This is a genomic window from Escherichia albertii, from assembly GCF_028622335.1.
GTDB lineage: Bacteria > Pseudomonadota > Gammaproteobacteria > Enterobacterales > Enterobacteriaceae > Escherichia > Escherichia albertii.
In genome coordinates this window covers 2156554-2176637 of sequence record NZ_CP117568.1, presented here as the reverse complement: position 1 = coordinate 2176637, position 20084 = coordinate 2156554, and the positions used below count along the sequence as shown (strand labels likewise).

The following is a 20084-nucleotide window of genomic DNA, read 5'->3' as shown; positions in this document are numbered from 1 at the left end:
AAGAGATCATATTGGGGGGAATCAATACTAATATTAGCCGTCCGATTTATTAGACCAATTAGTAATAGAGCGTGTACCAATGGGGGCGGGACGCAGAGCCGGCGCCATTTTTCACGTCAGCTCTGGACTAATGAAGGTCAACGTGCGAAGAAAAAGTCATCAAAATCGCTGATTGAGGTGTCTTGTTTGAAGATTTTGATCAGTTCGTTTTTGCTATTTTCCAGATGCTTCCAGGACGCTTCTCTGGCGAGTTCAGAATCTTTCTGTTGCAAAGCAAGAAAAATAGCCCGGTGATCCTCCAGCCATTGCAGACGCAAATGCTTTTCGTGCAGGTATTTGTAGTTCAGCTTTTTCCAGCGTGGATTTTCTGTGCGCACTGCCCGCCATAATTCGGCTGCTTGTTTGATGAGTACCCGATTTTGTGTCGCTTCGGCAATAATGCTATGAAAACGGTGATCCAGTTCTTCAAATTTATCACTTTCTGCGGCAATAGCTTTCTCTTGTAACTTAATGATTTTCTTTAACTCTTGTAGCTCATTAAAACTGATCTGACGGGCCGCAAAGCCTGTAATATTGCTCTCAATTACCTGACGCGCCTGCAACAATTCAAATGGACCGATTTCTGAATAGGGCATTAATGATTTCTGATTAAGCTTATCAGTGGAATCAACAAAAAAGATCCCTGAACCTTGCTTCACATTCAGTACGCCTTTGAGTTCCAGCATAATGATGGCTTCACGAATGGTCGTTCGACTGGTATTAAACCGCTCGCTAAGTTCACGTTCTGAAGGTAAGCGCTCTCCGGCTTTGAATACGCCTGAATACAGTAACTCTTCAATCTGTAGACCAATATCGTAATAGCGGCGTTTTGTAATAACCTGTTCCATACCTTGCCTTACTGTGGGTGTCCTCGGATAGCCGATCGTCATGCAACATGACTTCTTTCAGGGCGAGCGGTGCTGAGCGGGGTAAATAGTAGCGGCAGTTGCCAGGAGACCGCCAGCCTTAAATGTGTTTGCTGCGGTAGGGCTGTGAAAAATAGTTTCGTAACCTTTCATCAACACCACTTCATTTCAGCGCGCGATACAGCGTATAATCCCCGGCCTTTGATTATTTTTTTACCATTTCTGGAAGCAAAATGAGCTCTATCTCCCTGATCCAACCGGATCGCGACCTGTTCTCCTGGCCGCAGTACTGGGCCGCCTGTTTTGGACCGGCGCCGTTTTTGCCGATGTCACGTGAAGAGATGGATCAACTTGGCTGGGATAGCTGCGACATCATTTTGGTAACAGGCGATGCGTATGTTGATCACCCAAGCTTCGGGATGGCGATTTGTGGTCGTATGCTGGAAGCGCAGGGGTTTCGTGTCGGGATCATCGCTCAGCCGGACTGGAGCAGCAAAGACGACTTTATGCGTCTGGGGAAACCGAATCTGTTTTTCGGCGTTACTGCGGGCAACATGGACTCGATGATCAACCGTTACACAGCCGATCGCCGTTTGCGCCATGATGACGCCTACACGCCGAATAACGTCGCGGGTAAGCGCCCGGATCGTGCAACACTGGTTTATACCCAGCGTTGTAAAGAGGCGTGGAAAGATGTGCCGGTGATCCTCGGCGGTATCGAAGCCAGCCTGCGGCGTACCGCGCATTATGATTACTGGTCTGATACCGTGCGCCGTTCAGTGCTGGTGGATTCTAAAGCCGACATGTTGATGTTTGGCAATGGCGAGCGTCCGCTGGTGGAAGTGGCGCATCGTCTGGCGATGGGCGAGCCGATTAGTGAAATTCGCGATGTGCGTAATACCGCGATTATTGTGAAAGAGGCACTGCCTGGCTGGAGTGGCGTGGATTCCACCCGTCTTGACACACCTGGAAAAATCGACCCAATTCCGCATCCGTATGGCGAGGATTTGCCATGTGCGGATAACAAACCTGTTGCGCCGAAAAAGCAGGAAGCGAAAGCCGTAACCGTGCAGCCGCCGCGCCCGAAACCGTGGGAAAAAACCTACGTATTGCTGCCTTCTTTCGAGAAAGTGAAGGGCGATAAAGTCCTGTACGCTCATGCTTCGCGTATTCTGCACCACGAAACCAACCCAGGCTGCGCTCGTGCATTGATGCAAAAACACGGCGACCGCTATGTGTGGATTAACCCGCCTGCTATTCCGCTTTCTACCGAAGAGATGGACAGCGTTTTTGCGTTGCCGTACAAGCGCGTGCCGCATCCGGCTTACGGTAATGCCCGTATTCCGGCTTACGAAATGATTCGTTTCTCGGTCAACATCATGCGTGGCTGCTTTGGCGGCTGTTCTTTTTGTTCTATTACCGAGCATGAAGGGCGCATTATTCAGAGCCGCTCCGAAGATTCGATCATCAATGAGATTGAAGCGATCCGCGACACTGTTCCAGGTTTTACGGGCGTGATTTCCGATCTCGGCGGACCGACTGCGAACATGTATATGTTGCGCTGCAAATCACCGCGCGCTGAACAGACTTGCCGTCGTTTGTCTTGCGTCTACCCGGATATTTGTCCGCATATGGACACTAACCACGAACCGACGATCAATCTCTATCGCCGTGCTCGCGATCTGAAAGGTATCAAGAAGATCCTGATCGCCTCCGGTGTGCGTTATGACATCGCCGTGGAAGATCCGCGCTATATCAAAGAGCTGGCGACCCATCACGTTGGTGGTTATCTGAAGATTGCCCCGGAGCATACCGAAGAAGGGCCGCTGTCGAAGATGATGAAGCCGGGCATGGGCAGCTATGACCGCTTTAAAGAGCTGTTCGACACCTACTCGAAACAGGCAGGTAAAGAGCAGTATCTGATCCCGTATTTCATCTCCGCGCACCCCGGTACGCGCGATGAAGATATGGTGAACCTGGCGCTGTGGCTGAAAAAGCATCGCTTCCGCCTCGACCAGGTACAGAATTTCTATCCGTCGCCGCTGGCTAACTCAACCACCATGTATTACACCGGCAAAAACCCGTTGGCGAAGATTGGTTATAAGAGCGAAGACGTTTTTGTGCCGAAAGGCGATAAGCAGCGTCGCCTGCATAAAGCGTTGCTGCGTTATCACGATCCGGCAAACTGGCCGTTAATCCGCCAGGCTCTGGAAGCGATGGGTAAGAAACATTTGATAGGCAGCCGTCGTGATTGTTTAGTTCCAGCGCCAACTATTGAAGAGATGCGCGAAGCTCGCCGTCAGAACCGTAATACCCGTCCGGCGTTGACCAAACATACGCCGATGGCGACTCAACGGCAAACGCCAGCAGGAGCAAAGAAAGTGCAGCCTCGTCTGGTGAATACAGGGGCGAAGAAACGCCCTAAAGTGGCATCAGGTCGTTAAGTCACAAATCCCCGGCAGCAATGTGCTGCCGGGGCTATTTTTATCATTCCGAATATAGACGCAAACAACGCAGACAATCAAAAAAGTCCTGGGCGTCAAGACGCGTATTGGCTCTGTTGGCTTCGGATTTTGCGGCGTAGATTTGCGGACGTAATGCTTTAATATCCTGCTCAAGCCGGGCTATTTTTGCATTCAGAGTTTGCACATTGCCCGCCAGTTGATTGACTTTTTGCTCATTCACACAACCATTTAACAGACTGGTTGCCAGAATGACTATTCCCGCGGTGAAAATCTTTTTCATTTATTGTTCCCTTATATTTATTGTTCCTAATTATATTTTTACGCTTAGCGATCGGTTAATAACGCGGTGGATTCGCAAAAAATCCGTTAGGCCATTCCGCTGCCTCGTCCAACCGTGTATTTACCCTTTCTGCTGCTTCTTTGGCGGCCTGAACTTCCTGACGTAAAGCATCAATATCCATTTGGAGTTGATTCACTTTTATATTCACCTGTTGAATGTCTTTTTCTATATGAGTGAGTTTTTGGCTACTGGGGCTGCAGGCTACGCAGAGTATCAGTGAAATCAATAATAGAATTATTTTCATTTTTATGGTGCCTTTTGTTAGATTTCATCATGATTTTTATTATATGCCAAAATGTATCATATGTTTATTTTCAATGATGGCTTTTTGTATTACTACTGATAAAGAAAAAAGTAAATGGTCATGCTTGAATCTTGGGTCTGATATCACAATATGATGAAATTGTTTTAATGAACCCGGTGGGATGATGGTAACTCCATGGCGAGCAAGTGCATAACCTGGACGACTTAAGTTATGATAAAATGTTTTTACCGCGTTGAGTTGTTCCCACCAATCATTAATATAAATATCATCATCAATATAGACGCAGTTGTATTTCTCAGGCTCATAGTGACCATAGTCTTTATTAGTATCAATTTCATCAATAATACCAAACTCGGTTTTAATCATTAAGTTCTGCCCTGAGTTATCTTTCCGATGAATAAATCGAGATTATCCTTCCCGGGGCTGAAGAGTATTTCCCAGCTCTCCTTCCAGAAATCACTGGTGTGAAAATGCCAGGCTTTTCATCGATTAAAACAAACCTGACAAACCCCATGCGGCAAAGTGATGGAATGGATAAGGCAGATTGGGCACGTTGTTTTTGGCATTTTACTCAGCCCCTTGCTTTAATCTATCCGTGGTTTTGGCTTCAATTTGTTTGAGCAAACTCCCACTCCCTGGACGAATAAAATCCATTATTTCCCACTTTCCTTCATGTTTCTGTAAAACCAAATCCTGTTCTTCACTATTACCATTGGTTAGCGAAAAACGAACATGAATACGGGCAGCGTCGGCATTTTTCTCCAGAGTACGAATTTCATCAATGTGGGAAAATAGCGTTTCCTCACCAAAGCAGATCGGGTTATCGTAAATAAATTGTCGCTCTGTCTGCATATCTTCATCAGAATTACTGCCATTCCTGAAGGTCGTCTTATAAAAGGCATTTACTGCCTGACGATAGGTATCGGAAACAACCCATGTCCAGGGCCAGCTATAATCGGCAATATGTTCAAATAATTCATCAACAAAAGCTTCAGGTTGTTCTTTTTGCAGCGACGCCAGCACTGTCAGTATTTTTTCATTCTCGCCATTAACCGCTTGCCAGACGCTGCCATGGCTACTGACAACATCATCAATGACCCAGCGACCATTTTCAGCCACCATTTTCAGTGTTTGCGTTATTTTTTCTTTATCTTCTTTATAGAGGCGGAAACGCACGATGGCAGCCGCGTGATCGGCATCCGTCTGGGTGATTGCAACGTTTTCTAACACCAGATCACCGTAGTCCTGACAATCACAAACCGGATCGTAATCCAGCCAGCCAATATTGCCTGGTAGCGTGAGATTATCATTCAGAGTCAGCGCCTTTTGCATTCGCACTGACGTTATGGCTTTCTCTCCGCCATCACCGAAATAAGGCACGCTGGTTCCACCAGTATAGTCTTGGTAAATTTGCCTGACCGTTTGTTCGACTGTCAGTGATGGTGATTGTGCGAGGGCAGGGAATATCAAAAGAATATTGATAATCAAGAGAAACATTTTCATTTTATTGTTCCCTCATAATCCATTTTATTGGTGAATCTATTTATCCTGGTATTAAATACGGCGTAAAACCGTTTTCTCCACGGATAGAAAAAACGGTTTAATTTGACAAAAATAAACTTAATACAAACCTAGCATTTTCCACCAGGCCAGGCCGACTGTAATAAATACTGCCTGGTTAAATAAGCTGATAACAAACCCGGTACGCCACCATACACCTGTTGGGACATATCCCGCACCAAACAGAATCGGGCCTCGGGCATGGGTGTATTGCGTTAATGAGCAGTAAAGGCTGCTGGTAAATGCCAACATCAGCGCCATGGGAGCTGCCGGAATATTAAGATGTAGCCCGACACCGAGGAACACTGCATACAATGCTGCAATCTGTGCGTTACCACTGGCGAAGAAATAATGGGTATAGAAATATGCCGCATTAAGCAGTAACAAAATCACTATCCAACTGGTACCGCCCATTGCACTGCCAATTGTGTCACCTATAAGGTTACCAAACCAGGTAGTGAAGCCGAGTTTTTTCAATTGGTTGGCCATCATCAACAGCGCAGCGAACCAGATTAAGGTATCCCATGCGCCTTTCTCGCTTTTGACATCTTCCCAACTGAGAACACCACTTAGCAATAAAATTGACAGGCCAACAAACGACGCGGTAGTGGCATCAACTTTCAGTACATCGCCAAAAATCCACAACACCAGCAAAACACCAACCGTTGCCAGCATCAGCCACTCACCACGCGACATCCTGCCCATTTGGGCCAATTCTTTACGGGCGATATCAGGAGCATTTGGGGTATGTTTGATCTCCGGGCGCGTCAGCCAGTAAACCAAAAGCGGGACGATCAACAACGAAACCACACATGGCAGCAGCGCCGCTATAAACCAGCTTCCCCAGGTCAATGTTACTCCGGCATTTGCTGCCAGTTTTACCGCCAACAGGTTGCCGGTATAACCGGTCATAAACAGTGCTGCAGTTATATCATTGACGTTACCGATACATGTGACCAGAAAGGTACCAATTTTACTGCGTGATTCATCATCAGGACGTGAGTCGAAACTACGCGCCAGAGAATCGGCAATGGGGTAAATAACTCCTCCGCAGCGTGCGGTATTACTGGGCATGGCGGGAGAGAGTATCAGGTCGGCAAAGGCAAGGCCATACGCCAGCCCCAGAGTCCGTTTACCTAACAGACGGATCATTTGCAGCGCAATACGACGCCCCAATCCGGTTTTAATAAATCCTCTGGCGATCATAAATGCTACGACAATCAGCCAGATAAGCGAACTGTTTAACTCGCTCAGAGCTGTTGCGATAGCCTGACTGGGTGTTGTATCTCCTGCTGCGTAGGCAAGAGCAAAGATGGTGATACCGATAATACCTACAGCGCCGATGGGAAGAACCTTTGCCACAATTGATGCAATGGTCGCGACAAAAATAATCGCTGAATGCCAGGCCGGCCCGCTAAGACCAGAAGGTGGGGAAATTTGCCACAAACCTCCAGAAATAAGAACAATAAAAATTAATGGGAGCCATTTGACGCCCTGAGACTTTTCTTCCGCCATAGTTAACACCTATAATTTATATGAATATAAATGTATTAAATATAATAATTATGAGTAATTATGTGATTATTTGGCGGTAATGCTGCACGTATATACGGAAAAAATACACTGACGCTCAGGGACTAATTGTTTCTTAATATTTCGAAAATAAAGCCCGGCAGGAATACCGGGCCTGGAGAGGTGTTAACCGCCGAACTGGTCTGGATCTGGACCGAGGCGTTTGCCTTGATCGAGTTTGGCAATTTCGCCAAGTTCGTCTTTGTCCAGACGGAAATCCCAGACATCAAAGTTTTCGGCAATACGTGAAGGCGTGACCGATTTCGGGATCACCACCAGACCGTTATCCAGATGCCAGCGGATGACAATTTGCGCCGGGGTTTTGCCGTACTTATCCGCCAGTTCACGAATGACTTTCTGGTCAAAAACGCCTTTTCCGCCCTGGGCCAATGGACTCCATGATTCAGTCTGAATCTTGTGCGTAGCGTTCCAGGCATGCAATTGACGTTGCTGCATCAGCGGGTGAAGTTCGATTTGGTTGATAACAGGCGCTATACCCGTTTCATCAATCAGGCGTTGCAGGTGGTGGATCTGGAAGTTACAGACGCCGATGCTTTTGATTAATCCCTCTTTTTGCAACTCGATCATGCCTTTCCAGGCTTCCACATAGTGATCGATAGCCGGAACAGGCCAGTGCATTAAGTAGAGATCGATATAATCAAGTTGTAACTTTTTCAGGCTGTCGAGCAGGGCTTCGCGGGGGCGTTTGTGGTCGTCGTTCCACAGTTTGGTGGTGATGAACAGCTCTTCTCTGTTTAGTGCGGTATTTTTCAGGGCTTTGCCGACGCCTTCTTCGTTCTTATAGGCCGCCGCGGTATCAATTGAGCGGTAACCCACTTCTAACGCTTTTTGAATGGCGGTGATAACTTCCTCATTACTTGCTTGCCAGACGCCCAGTCCCAGCTGGGGCATGACATTGCCATCCTGTAGCTTAATAACGGTTGGATTAGCCATACGTTCCTCCTTTATATGAACTCACCGGAGCAGGCTCCGGTGAGGTGTTGTGAACTTAAGTCTGGACGAAATGCCCAAAAACGAAAGTTTGAGGCGTAAAAAGCTTAGCGGGCGGCTTCGTAAATGCGGCGGCTGACATCCAGCGTAATGTCATGATTTTCACCCAGTTGGGTCATGCCGTGCTCTTCCAGTTTCTTCAGCAATGCCGGAATGGAGCTACCGTCCAGACCATAGTCGGAGAGGTGGGTCGGTACGCCTAATTGCTCGAAGAAGTTGCGGGTGGCGGCAATTGCGGCATCAATACGCTCGTCGTCAGAACCTTCGGTGATGTTCCAGACGCGTTCTGCATATTGCAACAGTTTAGCGCGTTTGGCGTCGCGTTTTTCGTTCCACAGCGCAGGCAGGACGATAGCCAGCGTTTGCGCGTGATCCAGACCGTGCATCGCCGTCAGTTCATGCCCCAGCATATGTGTTGCCCAGTCCTGCGGTACGCCTGCGCCAATCAAACCGTTCAGTGCCTGAGTCGCCGCCCACATGACGTTAGCGCGTACATCGTAGTTTTCTGGCTCTTTCAGGGCTTTCGGGCCGTCTTCAATCAGCGTCAGCAAAATGCCTTCTGCGAAGCGGTCCTGAATTTTTGCATCAACCGGTTTGGTTACATACTGTTCCACCGTGTGTACAAAGGCGTCCACTACGCCGTTAGCCACCTGACGCGGCGGCAGGGTGTAGGTATAAACCGGGTCGAGCACGGCAAATACTGGTTGAACGTGGGCAGAATGGAACGCCTGCTTGTCGCCAGTGGTTTTACGGGAGATAACTGCGCCTGCGTTAGATTCTGAACCCGTCGCTGGCAGCGTTAGTACGCAGCCCATTGGAATGGCGCTTTTAATCTCTTTACCGCCCGTTTGCAGGATGTGCCACGGATCGATGTTTTCCGGGTAGTTGGCAGCAGCGGCGATAAATTTGGTGCCGTCCAGTACAGAACCGCCGCCAACGGCCAGCAGGAAAGTGACTTTTTTCTCGCGAACCAATTTTACGGCGTTCATCAGCGTTTCATAAGCCGGGTTGGGTTCGATACCCCCAAACTCCAGTACGTCCATTCCTTTCAGCGCATCCAGCACTTGAGCGAGGACGCCTGTTTTTTTCACGCTGCCGCCGCCGTAGGTAATCAATACACGAGCATCGTGAGGAATTTGTTCGCGTAAGCCAGCGATAGCGCCTTTACCAAACAGAATGCGGGTTGGGGTGTGCAGATTAAAGTTGTTCATTTTTTGGCTCCCTTTACTGGGTCAATATGAGTGCAGAGGTCAGTCTGCCTGATGTTTTTTATTGTGGTCTCCAGCGCCGGGGCTCTCAATGCTCATTTCTGCCAATGTCTTGCCTATTTCTCCAGAGTGCTGGAGAAATGGTACAAAATTGCGCACAATCAAATTGCCGTATTATTCCTAAGAAATTACGCGATATGAAACGTGAAGAAATTTGCCGTCTGTTGACGGATAAAATTAATAGTCTGAAAAATAAAGAAAATAATTTATCAGAACTGTTGCCCAATGTGCGCTTGTTGTATGGTGAGACGCCTGGCGCACGTACGCCAGTGATGTACGATCCTGGCATCATAATCCTCTTTTCCGGGCATAAAGTTGGTTATATCAATGAGCGCGTGTTTCGTTATGACGCCAATGAATATCTGTTGCTGACGGTACCATTACCGTTTGAGTGCGAAACCTATGCCACGCCGGAGGTGCCGTTGGCAGGCTTGCGTCTTAATGTCGATATGTTGCAGTTACAGGAATTGTTGATGGACATTGGCGAAGATGAACGTTTTCAGCCATCAACGGCAGCCAGCGGCATAAACTCCGCCACGTTGTCAGAAGAGATTTTATGCGCGGCAGAGCGGTTACTGGATGTGATGGAGCGACCACTGGATGCGCGCATTCTCGGTAAACAGATTATCCGCGAAATTCTGTACTACGTGCTGACCGGACCTTGCGGCGGTTCGTTACTGGCGCTGGTAAGTCGCCAGACGCATTTCAGCCTGATAAGTCGTGTGCTGAAACGGATTGAGAATAAATACACCGAAAATTTAAGCGTTGAGCAACTGGCAGCAGAAGCCAACATGAGCGTTTCGGCGTTCCACCATAATTTTAAGTCTGTCACCAGTACCTCGCCGTTGCAGTATCTGAAAAATTACCGTCTGCATAAGGCGCGGATGATGATTATCCACGATGGCATGAAGGCCAGCGCGGCGGCGATGCGCGTGGGGTATGAGAGCGCATCGCAGTTCAGTCGTGAGTTCAAACGTTACTTTGGCGTGACGCCAGGGGAAGATGCGGCAAGAATGCGGATGATGCAGGGGAATTGATGCGTTCCCGGCCCGTGGGCCGGGAACGGAGTAAAACGTCAGACGTTGCAGTATTTCTTTTTAATCACTACAAACAGTGTGCCCAGCAGACCTGCGGTTAACAGGGCAATCGGCAGAATCATCAGGAATGTCATTACCTGATCTTCATGGCGTTTAACAAACGGGATCATGCTTAAGGCATAGCCAAAACTGGTGACGACACATACCCACAGCAAACCGCTCAACCAGTTAAAAAACTGGAATCGACGATTTGGTAGCCCGGAGATGCCCGCCATCGTTGGCAGCAGTGTGCGCACGAATGCGAGAAAACGCCCCGCCAGCAGCGCCAGCAAACCGTGGCGGTCAAACATACAAGTGGCGCGCTGGTGATATTTAGCCGGAAGCTGCGCCAGCCAGCCTTTCACCGTTTTAGTATTGCCTAACCAGCGTCCCTGAATATAGCTTAACCAGCAGCCCAGACTGGCTGCGGCAGTCAGGATCGTGATGGTTGGAAGAAAATCCATAACCCCCTGGGCAATCAATGCACCTGCCAGTATCAACAAGCTGTCGCCTGGCAAAAATGAGGCCGGCAACAAACCGTTTTCTAAAAACAACGTGGCAAACATGACAAAGTAAACAACGCTAACAATATGGGGATCAGCCAGTGCAGTGAAGTCGTGTTGCCAGAGCGCAGTGATAATATCTTGAATAACAGCCATGGACTTTCCTGTGGAACAGCGTTTTAGCCTTTATCTGCCTATTGTACTCCTGAATCGTCCAGGACGCCTTGATCCCGGACGCAACAATTTAAGACTTTTCACAATAAAATGTCTGCAAAATTGTCCAAAGCTTGCAATGTTACACAATTCGCGCGAAGCCCGCGTCCAGATCGGCAATCAAATCATCGACGTTTTCCAGACCAATATGCAGGCGAATCAACGTACCGCTAAAATCGAGCTTACCTTGCGGACGGATGGCGGCGAGATGCTCCGGCTGGTTTGCGAGGATTAACGATTCATAACCGCCCCATGAGTAAGCCATGCTGAATAAACTGAAGTTATCCAGATAGTTCGCTAACTCTTCGTTACTCAGTTTTTTATTGAGCACGAATGAGAATAGCCCGCTGCTGCCTGTAAAGTCTCGTTTCCAGAATTCATGCCCTTTACTTCCAGGCAGAGCTGGATGGTTAACCCGTTCGACCTGAGGATGCGCCGCCAGCCATTCGGCGACTTTCAGGCTACTTTCATGATGTTGACGTAGACGCACGCCTAACGTTCGCAAGCCGCGGCTGGTCATATAGGCGGTATCGGCGTCGACCATCTGCCCCATCAGATAGGCATTTTCTCGCAGTTGCTCCCAGCAGCGGGCATTGCAAACCGCTGTGCCGATCATCGCGTCTGAGTGACCGACCAAATACTTTGTTCCCGCCTGTATGGAAACATCAATGCCAAAATCCAGAGCTTTGAACAGTACGCCAGCAGCCCAGGTGTTATCGATCATAATGATGGCGTCCGGCAGCATGCGGCGCACGGCGACAACAATCGCCGGAACGTCGTGGACTTCCATGGTGATGGAGCCTGGTGATTCCAGAAAAACCACTTTGGTATTTGGCTGTAGATGCTTAACAATATCCGCACCAACCAGCGGATCAAACCATGATGTCGTCACCCCTAATTTACTGAGGATTTTGCTACAGAAATCCTGACTCGGTTCGTAGGCGGTATTGGTCATCAACACATGATCGCCCTGTTCGACAAAGGCAAGAATGGAATTAGCAACAGCCGCGGCACCGCAAGGAAACAGCACACATCCTGCGCCGCCTTCCAGCTCGCACATCGCCTCTTGCAGTGAGAAGTGGGTTAACGTTCCACGCCTTCCATAGAACAATTCGCCATTAGCACGATTATGTGTTGCGTGCTTTTTCGCTTCCACGCTGTCGAAAACCAGCGAAGAAGCGCGCTGAATCACGCTATTCACCGCACCAAGAGTGTATTTTTTGCTGCGTCCTGCGTTCACCAGCTGAGTATCAAGTTGTTTGTCTGCCATGTTGAGATGCCTGATTTTATACGTCTGGATGTCTAAATTAGCATGAATGTTGTCATGCGCATCCTGAAGAATTGGCACAAAGAAGAAAATTTTCGCAAATGACATGCGGGTGGCTTTTTTACTGCGTAAACGCAAGGAAAAGAAAGCAAAGCTACGGCAGTATGCAAATAGTAATGAGAACGACTATCAATTCGACGTCGTTTTGATATTATTATGCGCAGATTTTGTGACTTGCGTCCTGGAGATACACAGTGGGTAATAATTTAATGCAGACGGATCTTTCCGTCTGGGGTATGTATCAGCACGCCGATATTGTTGTTAAGTGTGTGATGATCGGGCTGATTTTGGCCTCCGTCGTCACCTGGGCAATCTTCTTCAGTAAGAGCGTTGAGTTCTTCAACCAGAAGCGCCGTCTTAAGCGCGAACAGCAAATGCTGGCTGAAGCTCGCTCCTTAAACCAGGCCAACGATATCGCTGCTGATTTTGGTAGCAAAAGCTTAAGTCTGCATTTGCTCAATGAAGCGCAAAATGAGCTGGAACTGTCAGAAGGCAGCGATGATAACGAAGGTATTAAAGAGCGTACCAGTTTCCGCCTTGAGCGTCGGGTCGCCGCAGTAGGTCGCCAAATGGGCCGTGGTAATGGCTACCTTGCAACCATCGGTGCGATTTCGCCGTTTGTGGGCTTGTTTGGTACGGTCTGGGGCATCATGAACAGCTTTATCGGTATTGCGCAAACGCAGACTACCAACCTGGCGGTGGTTGCGCCGGGTATCGCAGAGGCTCTGTTGGCAACGGCAATCGGTCTGGTGGCTGCGATTCCGGCGGTCGTTATCTATAACGTATTTGCACGTCAGATTGGCGGCTTTAAAGCGATGCTGGGCGATGTCGCAGCGCAGGTTCTGTTGCTGCAAAGTCGTGACCTGGATCTGGAAGCCAGCGCCGCGGCGCATCCGGTACGTGTCGCACAAAAATTACGTGCAGGGTAATGCTCAATGGCAATGCATCTTAACGAAAACCTCGACGATAATGGCGAAATGCACGATATCAACGTGACGCCGTTTATCGACGTGATGTTGGTTCTGCTGATTATCTTTATGGTGGCGGCGCCATTAGCGACGGTAGATGTGAAGGTGAACTTGCCTGCTTCTACCAGTACGCCGCAGCCGCGCCCGGAAAAGCCGGTTTATCTGTCGGTGAAGGCAGATAAATCGATGTTTATCGGTAATGATCCGGTCACCGATGAAACCATGATCACGGCGCTGAATGCGTTAACGGAAGGCAAAAAAGATACTACTATCTTCTTTCGTGCTGACAAGACCGTCGATTACGAGACGTTGATGAAGGTAATGGATTCGTTGCATCAGGCGGGTTACCTGAAGATAGGTCTGGTTGGCGAAGAAACCGCCAAAGCGAAGTAAAGCATAATTGCCTGATGCGCCACACTTATCAGGCCTACAAGATATATCGTGATATATTGAATTTTCACGAATTTGTCGGCTGGGTAAGGCGCTAATGTCGCATCTGGCAAGAGTTAAACGTACGATGATGCCCGGTTGTTTTTCACAGCCGGGCATTTTTTCAGCCTGAATGTTCGCTGCCGCACACAGATACGGCAACATCGCCAAATGCCCGATTTATCATTACGACTTGTTGGCGGGCACAACTCTCGTACCCGCATCATTGCGCTATTTGTCCGATGATGCCTGCCACAGATTCAGTTCGCCATCGGCGATATGTTGGTCAATCTGCGCCAGTTCTTCGGCGCTAAATGTCAGATTATTTATCGCCTGCACATTCTCCTCTACCTGTTCCGGGCGGCTGGCGCCAATCAGAACTGATGTGACGCGTTCATCTTTGAGTAGCCAGCTTAAGGCCATTTGCGCCATCGACTGACCGCGCCGTTGCGCCATTTCATTCAATAACCGCAGACTGTTGAGATTGACTTCGGTAAGCATTCCCGGCGTCAGTCCGCGGACTTGGTGACCTTCGCGATGCATCCTTGAATCTTCTGGAATACCGTTGAGATATTTTCCGGTCAGCAATCCCTGGGCCAGAGGGGTAAAGGCGATACATCCCACGCCATGAGTTTCCAGAGTATCCAGCAGACCGCTTTTATCTACCCAACGATTCAGTAGATTGTACGAAGGCTGATGAATTAACAGAGGAATTTTCCACTCGCGTAGCAACTCGACCATTTTTTGGGTGCGCTCTGGAGAGTAAGACGAGATCCCGACATATAGCGCCTTACCGCTTTGCACTGCATGCGCCAGCGCTGAGGCGGTTTCTTCCATTGGCGTATTCTCATCAACGCGGTGAGAATAAAAAATATCAACGTATTCCAGTCCCATGCGTTTCAGACTTTGATCGAGGCTGGCGAGCAGGTATTTACGCGAGCCTCCAGAGCCATATGGGCCGGGCCACATATCGTATCCTGCTTTGGTGGAGATAATCAGCTCATCACGATAAGCGGCAAAATCCTCTCGTAGCAAACGACCAAAGTTCTCTTCCGCACTGCCTGGAGGCGGTCCGTAATTGTTGGCTAAATCGAAGTGGGTGATACCTGAATCAAAGGCTCTGCGCAGTATCGCGCGCTGTGTTTCCAGTGTGTTTACGTGGCCGAAATTGTGCCATAAGCCCAATGACAGCGCGGGCAGGCGTAAACCACTTTTCCCGCAATAACGATACTGCATCTGTCCATAACGCTCGGGATTCGCTAACCAGACCATGACATCTCCTTTCTACCGTTCAATTTCGAAACAATATTTCTAGCTTAGCGATTCGCCAGAGGAGATCCCGTCACCTGGCTCACAGAGTGACGAAAAAACAGTCGCTTATGTTTTGCTCAAAGCGCTATGTCGGGAGAGAGTCGTGAATGCTGCCGCAGTATATGCAATCTGGAAAATGACGACGACAGGAGATGTATGTGTATTCGCGGGATAACGGGCGCCATAACGATCCGACGCCTGGCGGTGACAAATTGGTGACTCACCTTGCGTAGGCAGAGAATACTTATCAGATATTGCCAACTATCTCTTTTAATTCACATATTGCATACAAGGTAACTTTTTTTAATCGCAGAAAAAATAGCGTGCGATGGTGCCATTCTTTGCCTAAAATATCGCTATATATAATTATATATAGCGGTTGAGGTGAATGATGAATAACCATTTTGGTAAAGGTCTGATGGCGGGATTGGAAGCAACACATGCCGACAGTGCCGTCAATGTGGCGAAATTCTGCGCTGATTATAAGCGTGGTTTTGTATTAGGTTTCTCGCATCGTATGTATGAAAAAACCGGCGACCGCCAGCTGAGCGCCTGGAAAGCAGGCATTCTGACGCGTCGTTATGGGCTGGATAAAGAAATGGTGATGGATTTTTTCCGTGAGAATCACTCCAGTACGATATTGCGGTTTTTCATGGCGGGTTATCGATTGGAAAACTGAGCAAAAATTGGCAAGTGAGAGCTCGCTTCTATTTTAACAAGTATCATCTTGCTCTTTTCTTGCGATATGGATATACGTGTCTCAATGGCTCTTGGCAATACCAGTGGGTTATTGATGAAGAACTTAATCACGACGCAAGATGTCCCCTCTCATGAACGGTTCTCGTTTTTTCGGGATACTGTCAGGTCGCGTTTCCTCTCTTCCTATGACTGCGATCCCGGCCAGGGGCGAATGTTACAACAGCCGTTTTATGCCAATCTTGTTCAACAACGTGTTCTGGATTTGCAGTTTCTTTTGTTAGAGTCAAATGCTCATCAGGCGAGCAGTAAGCCGAGAGCGTTAAGCTGCGGTCAGGGAGGCGATTTTTATATTGAGTTGCAGCGTTCTGGTGCCGGACAACTCACGCAGGATGGACGTACCGCTTTTCTCCGCCAGGGCGACTTCTGCTTCTGTGATATGTCCAGAGCCGTTTCATGGCGATTTGAGAGTGATTATTCGTTATATAAGATTTTGATTCCACGTGAAAAAATCTCCAGCAAACTGGGTAATACTCATAATTTGACTGCAAAAGCGGTACGTGGGAACAGTGTGAGCGGTTCTCTGGTTTATAGCTTTGTGATGAAATATGTTCCCTTCCTGGATTTGCTTTCTCCGCAACGCGCCAGCCAACTGTCTGACATCCTGCTGAATCTGATCGTTTCTGCACTCAGTGAGTTGAGTGAGGGATCTCCGGTACAACCTTGTGGTCATACAACCATTTTTTTTATTGCGCAGGATTATCTCGAACGTCACCTTTCCGATCCTGATTTGAGCATCCACGACTGCGCGCAAAAGTGTGGGATTTCAACACGGTATTTACAGAAGCTGTTTCAGGAGCAGGGAACGACAGTAAATAAATGGATCCAGAATCGTCGTATGGAAAATTATAAGTGTGCGCTGACTGATCCTCTTTTGGCAGAAAAGAATATTACTCAAATAGCCTATGATTGTGGTTTTAGCGATATATCTAATTTGAGTCGTAAGTTTAAAGCGGAAAATATGGTTACACCTTCTGAATATCGTAGAACGCACCTTGCCAGATTATATTTATTTAACACCAATCACTAATTCACAACATTTTTATCACCAATTAAAACATTAATACTACAGTTCCTGATGTTCGTGTGTTCTGTGCCGACAGAGAGCATTTTTTATCTGTAAACAGGGAATGACGAAAATTAGTTCGTAATTTACCAAGTCTCATCGTAGGCCTGTCCTCCACAATCGTCACAATATCGGAGGAGGCATTATGCGTCTTTTATCAGTAACGACCGGATTATGTCTTGATGCCAGAGTTGAAACTCAGGCATTGGAGACTGCAATTATTGATGCGCAGTCAGGGCGGGAAGTTTCCTGGTGTGACCTGAACAGTCGTGTTGATAAAATTGCAAGGGGGTTACTGGCTAAAGGATTAAAGAAAGGAGACAGGCTAGGAATTTGGGCACCTAACAGTATCGATTGGGTCACTTGTTTCCTTGCTGCAGCTAAAACAGGCATTATTGCACTCTGTATTAATATTCATTTTAAAGAAAGAGAGTTAGAGGACATTTTGTCGGAGTGTCGTCTAACAGCGCTTTGCTTTGCCGATGGTTTCCGTGACAATAATTTTAATCAGATAATTAAACATCTCCCGCATAATATAGTTCCAGGTTTACTCATCGGCCTTGGAACAAATCATGATAGCGCTGTTTTGCCGCTAACAGAAATTATTGAACATGGGGCGTCTGTTTCAGCAGAAAAATATACAGAGTCAGTAGAAGCCGTGTCGCACATCGATCCTCTGGTTATTCAGTTGACCTCAGGAAGTACCGCAATGCCTAAGCGAGTCATCTTAAGCCATCGCAATATTACTAATAATGCTATTTTTTCTGCTCAGCGCCTTGGAATAGATAGTACAGACGTTCTGTGCCTTGCCATCCCTTTATTTCACTGTTTTGGTCTTGTGTCTGGGCTATATTTTTCATTAATGACAGGATGTCGGCTTGTTATTCTTGATAGTTATAACACAGAAGAAATATTGAGTGCCGTACAACGTTATCGCTGTACGACTTTGCATGGCGTGCCAACGATCTTTAATCGTCTTATCCAGCATGAAACTCTGGCCCAATATGCTATAGATACGCTGAAAAAAGGTATTGTTGCGGGAGCTTTCTGCCCAGAGCAACTTATTCGTGATATTACGCATCGACTTGGTATGAGCGGAATAGTGGTCTCTTATGGTCAAACTGAAACCTCGCCATGTTGTACTCAGGGATTTCCTTCTGACTCGTTAGTGATCAAAGGTTCGACCATCGGTAAACCGCTACCTTACGTAGAAATGTGTGTAATTGATTGGGTTACCGGGGAATTGTGCGCGCCGGGCGATAAAGGGGAGTTATGTACCCGTGGTTATCATCTAATGGCAGGATACGATGGCGATCCGCAGAAAACACAACATGTTATTGACTCACATGGATGGTTTCATTCAGGAGATATTGGGTTTGTTGATCGGGATGGCTACTTCCATTATTTGTGGCGTAAGAAGGACATCATTATCAGGGGAGGAGAAAATATCAGCCCACGAGAGATTGAGTCGGCAATCGCTGAATTTCCTGAGGTAGAGTCGGTATGTGTTTTTGGTTTAGCGTCAGAGTCTCTTGGTGAGGTTGTGGCGGCGGCAGTGTGTCCTAAAAATAACATGCCATTAAGTGAATCAGCATTGATGTATTTTCTGCATCAGCGATTGGCGAGATATAAAGTTCCGGCGCATATTTTCTTTTTTTCTACATTCCCACTTACCGCATGTGGAAAAATAGATATACAAAGCGTACGGTTTTCCATCAATAAATTATTTGTTTCGTTCAGGGAATAAAACAGCCAGAAGCGTTTTGGTCGCTTGCCGGATTATATAATTGTGAGGAATAACAAATGACGAAGAAAGCACTGGAAGGCATTACCGTTGTTGAGTTGGCAACATTTATTGCAGTTCCCGCTGCAGGTCGCATTCTGGCTGATATGGGGGCTACAGTAATAAAAATAGAGTCCCTTGATGGTGATAACCTACGTTATACAGCCCCCACAGAGGGACGACCTTTAGATCAATATGAAAATACGACTTTTGATTTAGAAAATGCGAATAAACAAGGTATTGCGCTAAATACAAAAACAGAATCAGGGCGAAAAATATTATTTCAGCTACTGGAAAAAGCCGATATTTTTATGACCAACTGGCGACCAAAAGCACGTGCCCGGGCTGGCCTTGATTATGAAACGCTAAAAGAGCGTTTTCCTCAATTAGTTTACGCCTGTGTGACTGGTTATGGTGAGAATGGACCCGATCAGGATTTACCTGGATTTGATTATACGGCCTTTTTTGCGCGAGCCGGGATATTGGGATCGTTGTATCAGAAAGGGACGGTACCGATGAACGTCATTCCTGGGTTGGGCGATCACCAGTGCGCCATGGCGTTGGTTTCTGGCGCACTGGCGGCTTATATTCGGGCAAAAAATACGGGGGAAGGGGAATATGTTTCAACTAATCTTTTGCATACCTCTATCTATACTCAGGCAATTATGATTCAGGCTGCGCAATATCCTGACTATGGGCAGCCTTACCCTATCGATCGTCGCACGACTACCAGCCCGTTTGTCCTTGCTTATAAAACGAAGGATGACCGTTTCATTCAGATTTGTATGCCCGTTTATGACGCTTACTATCCGAAGTTTATTAGCTGTATTGGCCGCCCTGATCTGGCTGGAGATGAACGCTATACCCGTTTGCAGGAAGTGGCGAAACATATGCGGTCTCCCGAAGTTTACGACATCATTTGGCAACAAATAGAACAAAAAACTGCCAGCGAATGGCGGGAGATCCTGATTGAAAATGATATTCCGTTCAGTGTGGCGCAAACGTGGGAAGAAGTTCTACAGGACGAGCAGGCGTGGGCAATTGATGTATTTTATTCCATGAAATATGCCAATGGCAGTGAGAAGGCGTTGGTACGCCCCCCCATTTCGCTGCGTGAATGTGGTCTGCCGGATTATTTGCGAGCACCGCTGTTAGGGGAAAATACGCCGCAAATTTTGCGCGACCTCGGGTACAGCGAAGCGGAAATTACCCAACTTGAAGCTGATAACGATATTGCTGTCTGGCGTGACTGAGTGTGGGTCAGGA

The 20084-nt window shown here is 47.6% G+C and carries 19 protein-coding genes; 8 read left to right on the top strand and 11 right to left on the bottom strand.

All coding sequences use genetic code 11. From position 1 onward, the window contains the following. Window positions 1-137: 137 nt before the first annotated feature. Window positions 138-887: a FadR/GntR family transcriptional regulator gene (locus tag PS053_RS10530; RefSeq protein ID WP_000438649.1), complete on the bottom strand. Its 750-nt coding sequence runs from the start codon at window positions 885-887 to the stop codon at window positions 138-140. 251 nt (window positions 888-1138) lie between these two features. Between PS053_RS10530 and PS053_RS10525 the strand changes: the two genes are divergently transcribed. Continuing rightward, window positions 1139-3349: a YgiQ family radical SAM protein gene (locus tag PS053_RS10525; protein ID WP_256878826.1), complete on the top strand. Its 2211-nt coding sequence runs from the start codon at window positions 1139-1141 to the stop codon at window positions 3347-3349. Window positions 3350-3392: 43 nt separating this feature from the next. On the opposite strand, the gene yqhH is transcribed toward PS053_RS10525, so the two are convergent. From yqhH to yqhD, 7 genes are all read right to left on the bottom strand, one after another. Then, on the bottom strand, window positions 3393-3650 hold the full coding sequence (gene yqhH, locus PS053_RS10520; RefSeq protein ID WP_000719315.1) for a lipoprotein YqhH: 258 nt from the start codon (window positions 3648-3650) through the stop codon (window positions 3393-3395). 55 nt (window positions 3651-3705) lie between these two features. Beyond that, on the bottom strand, window positions 3706-3954 hold the full coding sequence (locus PS053_RS10515; protein WP_044708328.1) for an LPP leucine zipper domain-containing protein: 249 nt from the start codon (window positions 3952-3954) through the stop codon (window positions 3706-3708). Between the two features lie 39 nt (window positions 3955-3993). Further along, window positions 3994-4341 carry a hypothetical protein gene (locus tag PS053_RS10510; protein WP_000597944.1) on the bottom strand — a complete coding sequence of 116 codons (348 nt, stop codon included), beginning with the start codon at window positions 4339-4341 and terminating at the stop codon, window positions 3994-3996. A gap of 201 nt (window positions 4342-4542) precedes the next feature. After that, complete coding sequence (locus tag PS053_RS10505) at window positions 4543-5478, bottom strand: YqhG/Tai3 family protein (protein ID WP_059225116.1); 936 nt, start codon at window positions 5476-5478, stop codon at window positions 4543-4545. Between the two features lie 117 nt (window positions 5479-5595). Beyond that, window positions 5596-7050: a DASS family sodium-coupled anion symporter gene (locus tag PS053_RS10500; protein ID WP_256878827.1), complete on the bottom strand. Its 1455-nt coding sequence runs from the start codon at window positions 7048-7050 to the stop codon at window positions 5596-5598. 183 nt (window positions 7051-7233) lie between these two features. Further along, window positions 7234-8061, bottom strand: a complete 828-nt coding sequence (gene dkgA, locus PS053_RS10495; RefSeq protein WP_000013161.1) for a 2,5-didehydrogluconate reductase DkgA — start codon at window positions 8059-8061, stop codon at window positions 7234-7236. Window positions 8062-8165: 104 nt separating this feature from the next. Then, complete coding sequence (gene yqhD / locus PS053_RS10490) at window positions 8166-9329, bottom strand: alcohol dehydrogenase (RefSeq protein ID WP_001058795.1); 1164 nt, start codon at window positions 9327-9329, stop codon at window positions 8166-8168. A 194-nt stretch (window positions 9330-9523) separates the two neighbouring features. Here yqhD and yqhC point away from each other — a divergent pair, with 194 nt between their 5' ends. Further along, window positions 9524-10423, top strand: a complete 900-nt coding sequence (gene yqhC, locus PS053_RS10485; RefSeq protein WP_025238335.1) for a DNA-binding transcriptional regulator YqhC — start codon at window positions 9524-9526, stop codon at window positions 10421-10423. 38 nt (window positions 10424-10461) lie between these two features. Here the strand turns inward: yqhC and yghB are convergent, their stop codons facing one another. Then, window positions 10462-11121 (bottom strand): DedA family general envelope maintenance protein YghB, encoded by a 660-nt coding sequence (gene yghB, locus PS053_RS10480; RefSeq protein WP_000268446.1) that lies wholly within the window; start codon window positions 11119-11121, stop codon window positions 10462-10464. 139 nt (window positions 11122-11260) lie between these two features. After that, window positions 11261-12448, bottom strand: a complete 1188-nt coding sequence (metC, locus tag PS053_RS10475) for a cystathionine beta-lyase (RefSeq protein ID WP_059218202.1) — start codon at window positions 12446-12448, stop codon at window positions 11261-11263. Window positions 12449-12699: 251 nt separating this feature from the next. Here metC and exbB point away from each other — a divergent pair, with 251 nt between their 5' ends. Together exbB and exbD are read left to right on the top strand one after the other, a co-directional pair. Continuing rightward, window positions 12700-13434: a tol-pal system-associated acyl-CoA thioesterase gene (gene exbB / locus PS053_RS10470; RefSeq protein WP_000527852.1), complete on the top strand. Its 735-nt coding sequence runs from the start codon at window positions 12700-12702 to the stop codon at window positions 13432-13434. Between the two features lie 6 nt (window positions 13435-13440). Beyond that, on the top strand, window positions 13441-13866 hold the full coding sequence (exbD, locus tag PS053_RS10465; protein WP_001240708.1) for a TonB system transport protein ExbD: 426 nt from the start codon (window positions 13441-13443) through the stop codon (window positions 13864-13866). Between the two features lie 267 nt (window positions 13867-14133). Here the strand turns inward: exbD and gpr are convergent, their stop codons facing one another. Then, window positions 14134-15174 carry an L-glyceraldehyde 3-phosphate reductase gene (gene gpr / locus PS053_RS10460; RefSeq protein WP_256878828.1) on the bottom strand — a complete coding sequence of 347 codons (1041 nt, stop codon included), beginning with the start codon at window positions 15172-15174 and terminating at the stop codon, window positions 14134-14136. Window positions 15175-15604: 430 nt separating this feature from the next. Between gpr and PS053_RS10455 the strand changes: the two genes are divergently transcribed. From PS053_RS10455 to PS053_RS10440, 4 genes are all read left to right on the top strand, one after another. Further along, a complete protein-coding gene (locus PS053_RS10455) occupies window positions 15605-15892 on the top strand; it encodes a DUF2623 family protein (RefSeq protein ID WP_001059117.1) in 288 nt (95 codons plus the stop codon). 231 nt (window positions 15893-16123) lie between these two features. Further along, on the top strand, window positions 16124-16999 hold the full coding sequence (locus tag PS053_RS10450) for a helix-turn-helix domain-containing protein (protein WP_000941443.1): 876 nt from the start codon (window positions 16124-16126) through the stop codon (window positions 16997-16999). 181 nt (window positions 17000-17180) lie between these two features. Further along, the gene (locus PS053_RS10445; RefSeq protein WP_137646730.1) at window positions 17181-18782 is read left to right on the top strand and encodes an AMP-binding protein; all 1602 of its coding nucleotides are present in this window, start codon (window positions 17181-17183) and stop codon (window positions 18780-18782) included. Between the two features lie 56 nt (window positions 18783-18838). Further along, window positions 18839-20071 carry a CaiB/BaiF CoA transferase family protein gene (locus PS053_RS10440; RefSeq protein WP_000161884.1) on the top strand — a complete coding sequence of 411 codons (1233 nt, stop codon included), beginning with the start codon at window positions 18839-18841 and terminating at the stop codon, window positions 20069-20071. The last annotated feature ends 13 nt before the right edge of the window (window positions 20072-20084 follow it).

Excerpts from the sequence above, each read along its gene's own strand:
- PS053_RS10505 (WP_059225116.1), bottom strand. The coding sequence starts at position 5,478 with ATGAAAATGTTTCTCTTGATTATCAATATTCTTTTGATATTCCCTGCC.
- PS053_RS10500 (WP_256878827.1), bottom strand. The coding sequence starts at position 7,050 with ATGGCGGAAGAAAAGTCTCAGGGCGTCAAATGGCTCCCATTAATTTTT.
- dkgA (WP_000013161.1), bottom strand. The coding sequence starts at position 8,061 with ATGGCTAATCCAACCGTTATTAAGCTACAGGATGGCAATGTCATGCCC.
- PS053_RS10440 (WP_000161884.1), top strand. The coding sequence starts at position 18,839 with ATGACGAAGAAAGCACTGGAAGGCATTACCGTTGTTGAGTTGGCAACA.
- PS053_RS10525 (WP_256878826.1), top strand. The coding sequence starts at position 1,139 with ATGAGCTCTATCTCCCTGATCCAACCGGATCGCGACCTGTTCTCCTGG.
- PS053_RS10450 (WP_000941443.1), top strand. The coding sequence starts at position 16,124 with ATGTTACAACAGCCGTTTTATGCCAATCTTGTTCAACAACGTGTTCTG.
- PS053_RS10510 (WP_000597944.1), bottom strand. The coding sequence starts at position 4,341 with ATGATTAAAACCGAGTTTGGTATTATTGATGAAATTGATACTAATAAA.
- gpr (WP_256878828.1), bottom strand. The coding sequence starts at position 15,174 with ATGGTCTGGTTAGCGAATCCCGAGCGTTATGGACAGATGCAGTATCGT.
- metC (WP_059218202.1), bottom strand. The coding sequence starts at position 12,448 with ATGGCAGACAAACAACTTGATACTCAGCTGGTGAACGCAGGACGCAGC.
- yghB (WP_000268446.1), bottom strand. The coding sequence starts at position 11,121 with ATGGCTGTTATTCAAGATATTATCACTGCGCTCTGGCAACACGACTTC.
- PS053_RS10455 (WP_001059117.1), top strand. The coding sequence starts at position 15,605 with ATGAATAACCATTTTGGTAAAGGTCTGATGGCGGGATTGGAAGCAACA.
- yqhH (WP_000719315.1), bottom strand. The coding sequence starts at position 3,650 with ATGAAAAAGATTTTCACCGCGGGAATAGTCATTCTGGCAACCAGTCTG.
- yqhC (WP_025238335.1), top strand. The coding sequence starts at position 9,524 with ATGAAACGTGAAGAAATTTGCCGTCTGTTGACGGATAAAATTAATAGT.
- yqhD (WP_001058795.1), bottom strand. The coding sequence starts at position 9,329 with ATGAACAACTTTAATCTGCACACCCCAACCCGCATTCTGTTTGGTAAA.
- PS053_RS10530 (WP_000438649.1), bottom strand. The coding sequence starts at position 887 with ATGGAACAGGTTATTACAAAACGCCGCTATTACGATATTGGTCTACAG.
- PS053_RS10515 (WP_044708328.1), bottom strand. The coding sequence starts at position 3,954 with ATGAAAATAATTCTATTATTGATTTCACTGATACTCTGCGTAGCCTGC.
- PS053_RS10445 (WP_137646730.1), top strand. The coding sequence starts at position 17,181 with ATGCGTCTTTTATCAGTAACGACCGGATTATGTCTTGATGCCAGAGTT.
- exbD (WP_001240708.1), top strand. The coding sequence starts at position 13,441 with ATGGCAATGCATCTTAACGAAAACCTCGACGATAATGGCGAAATGCAC.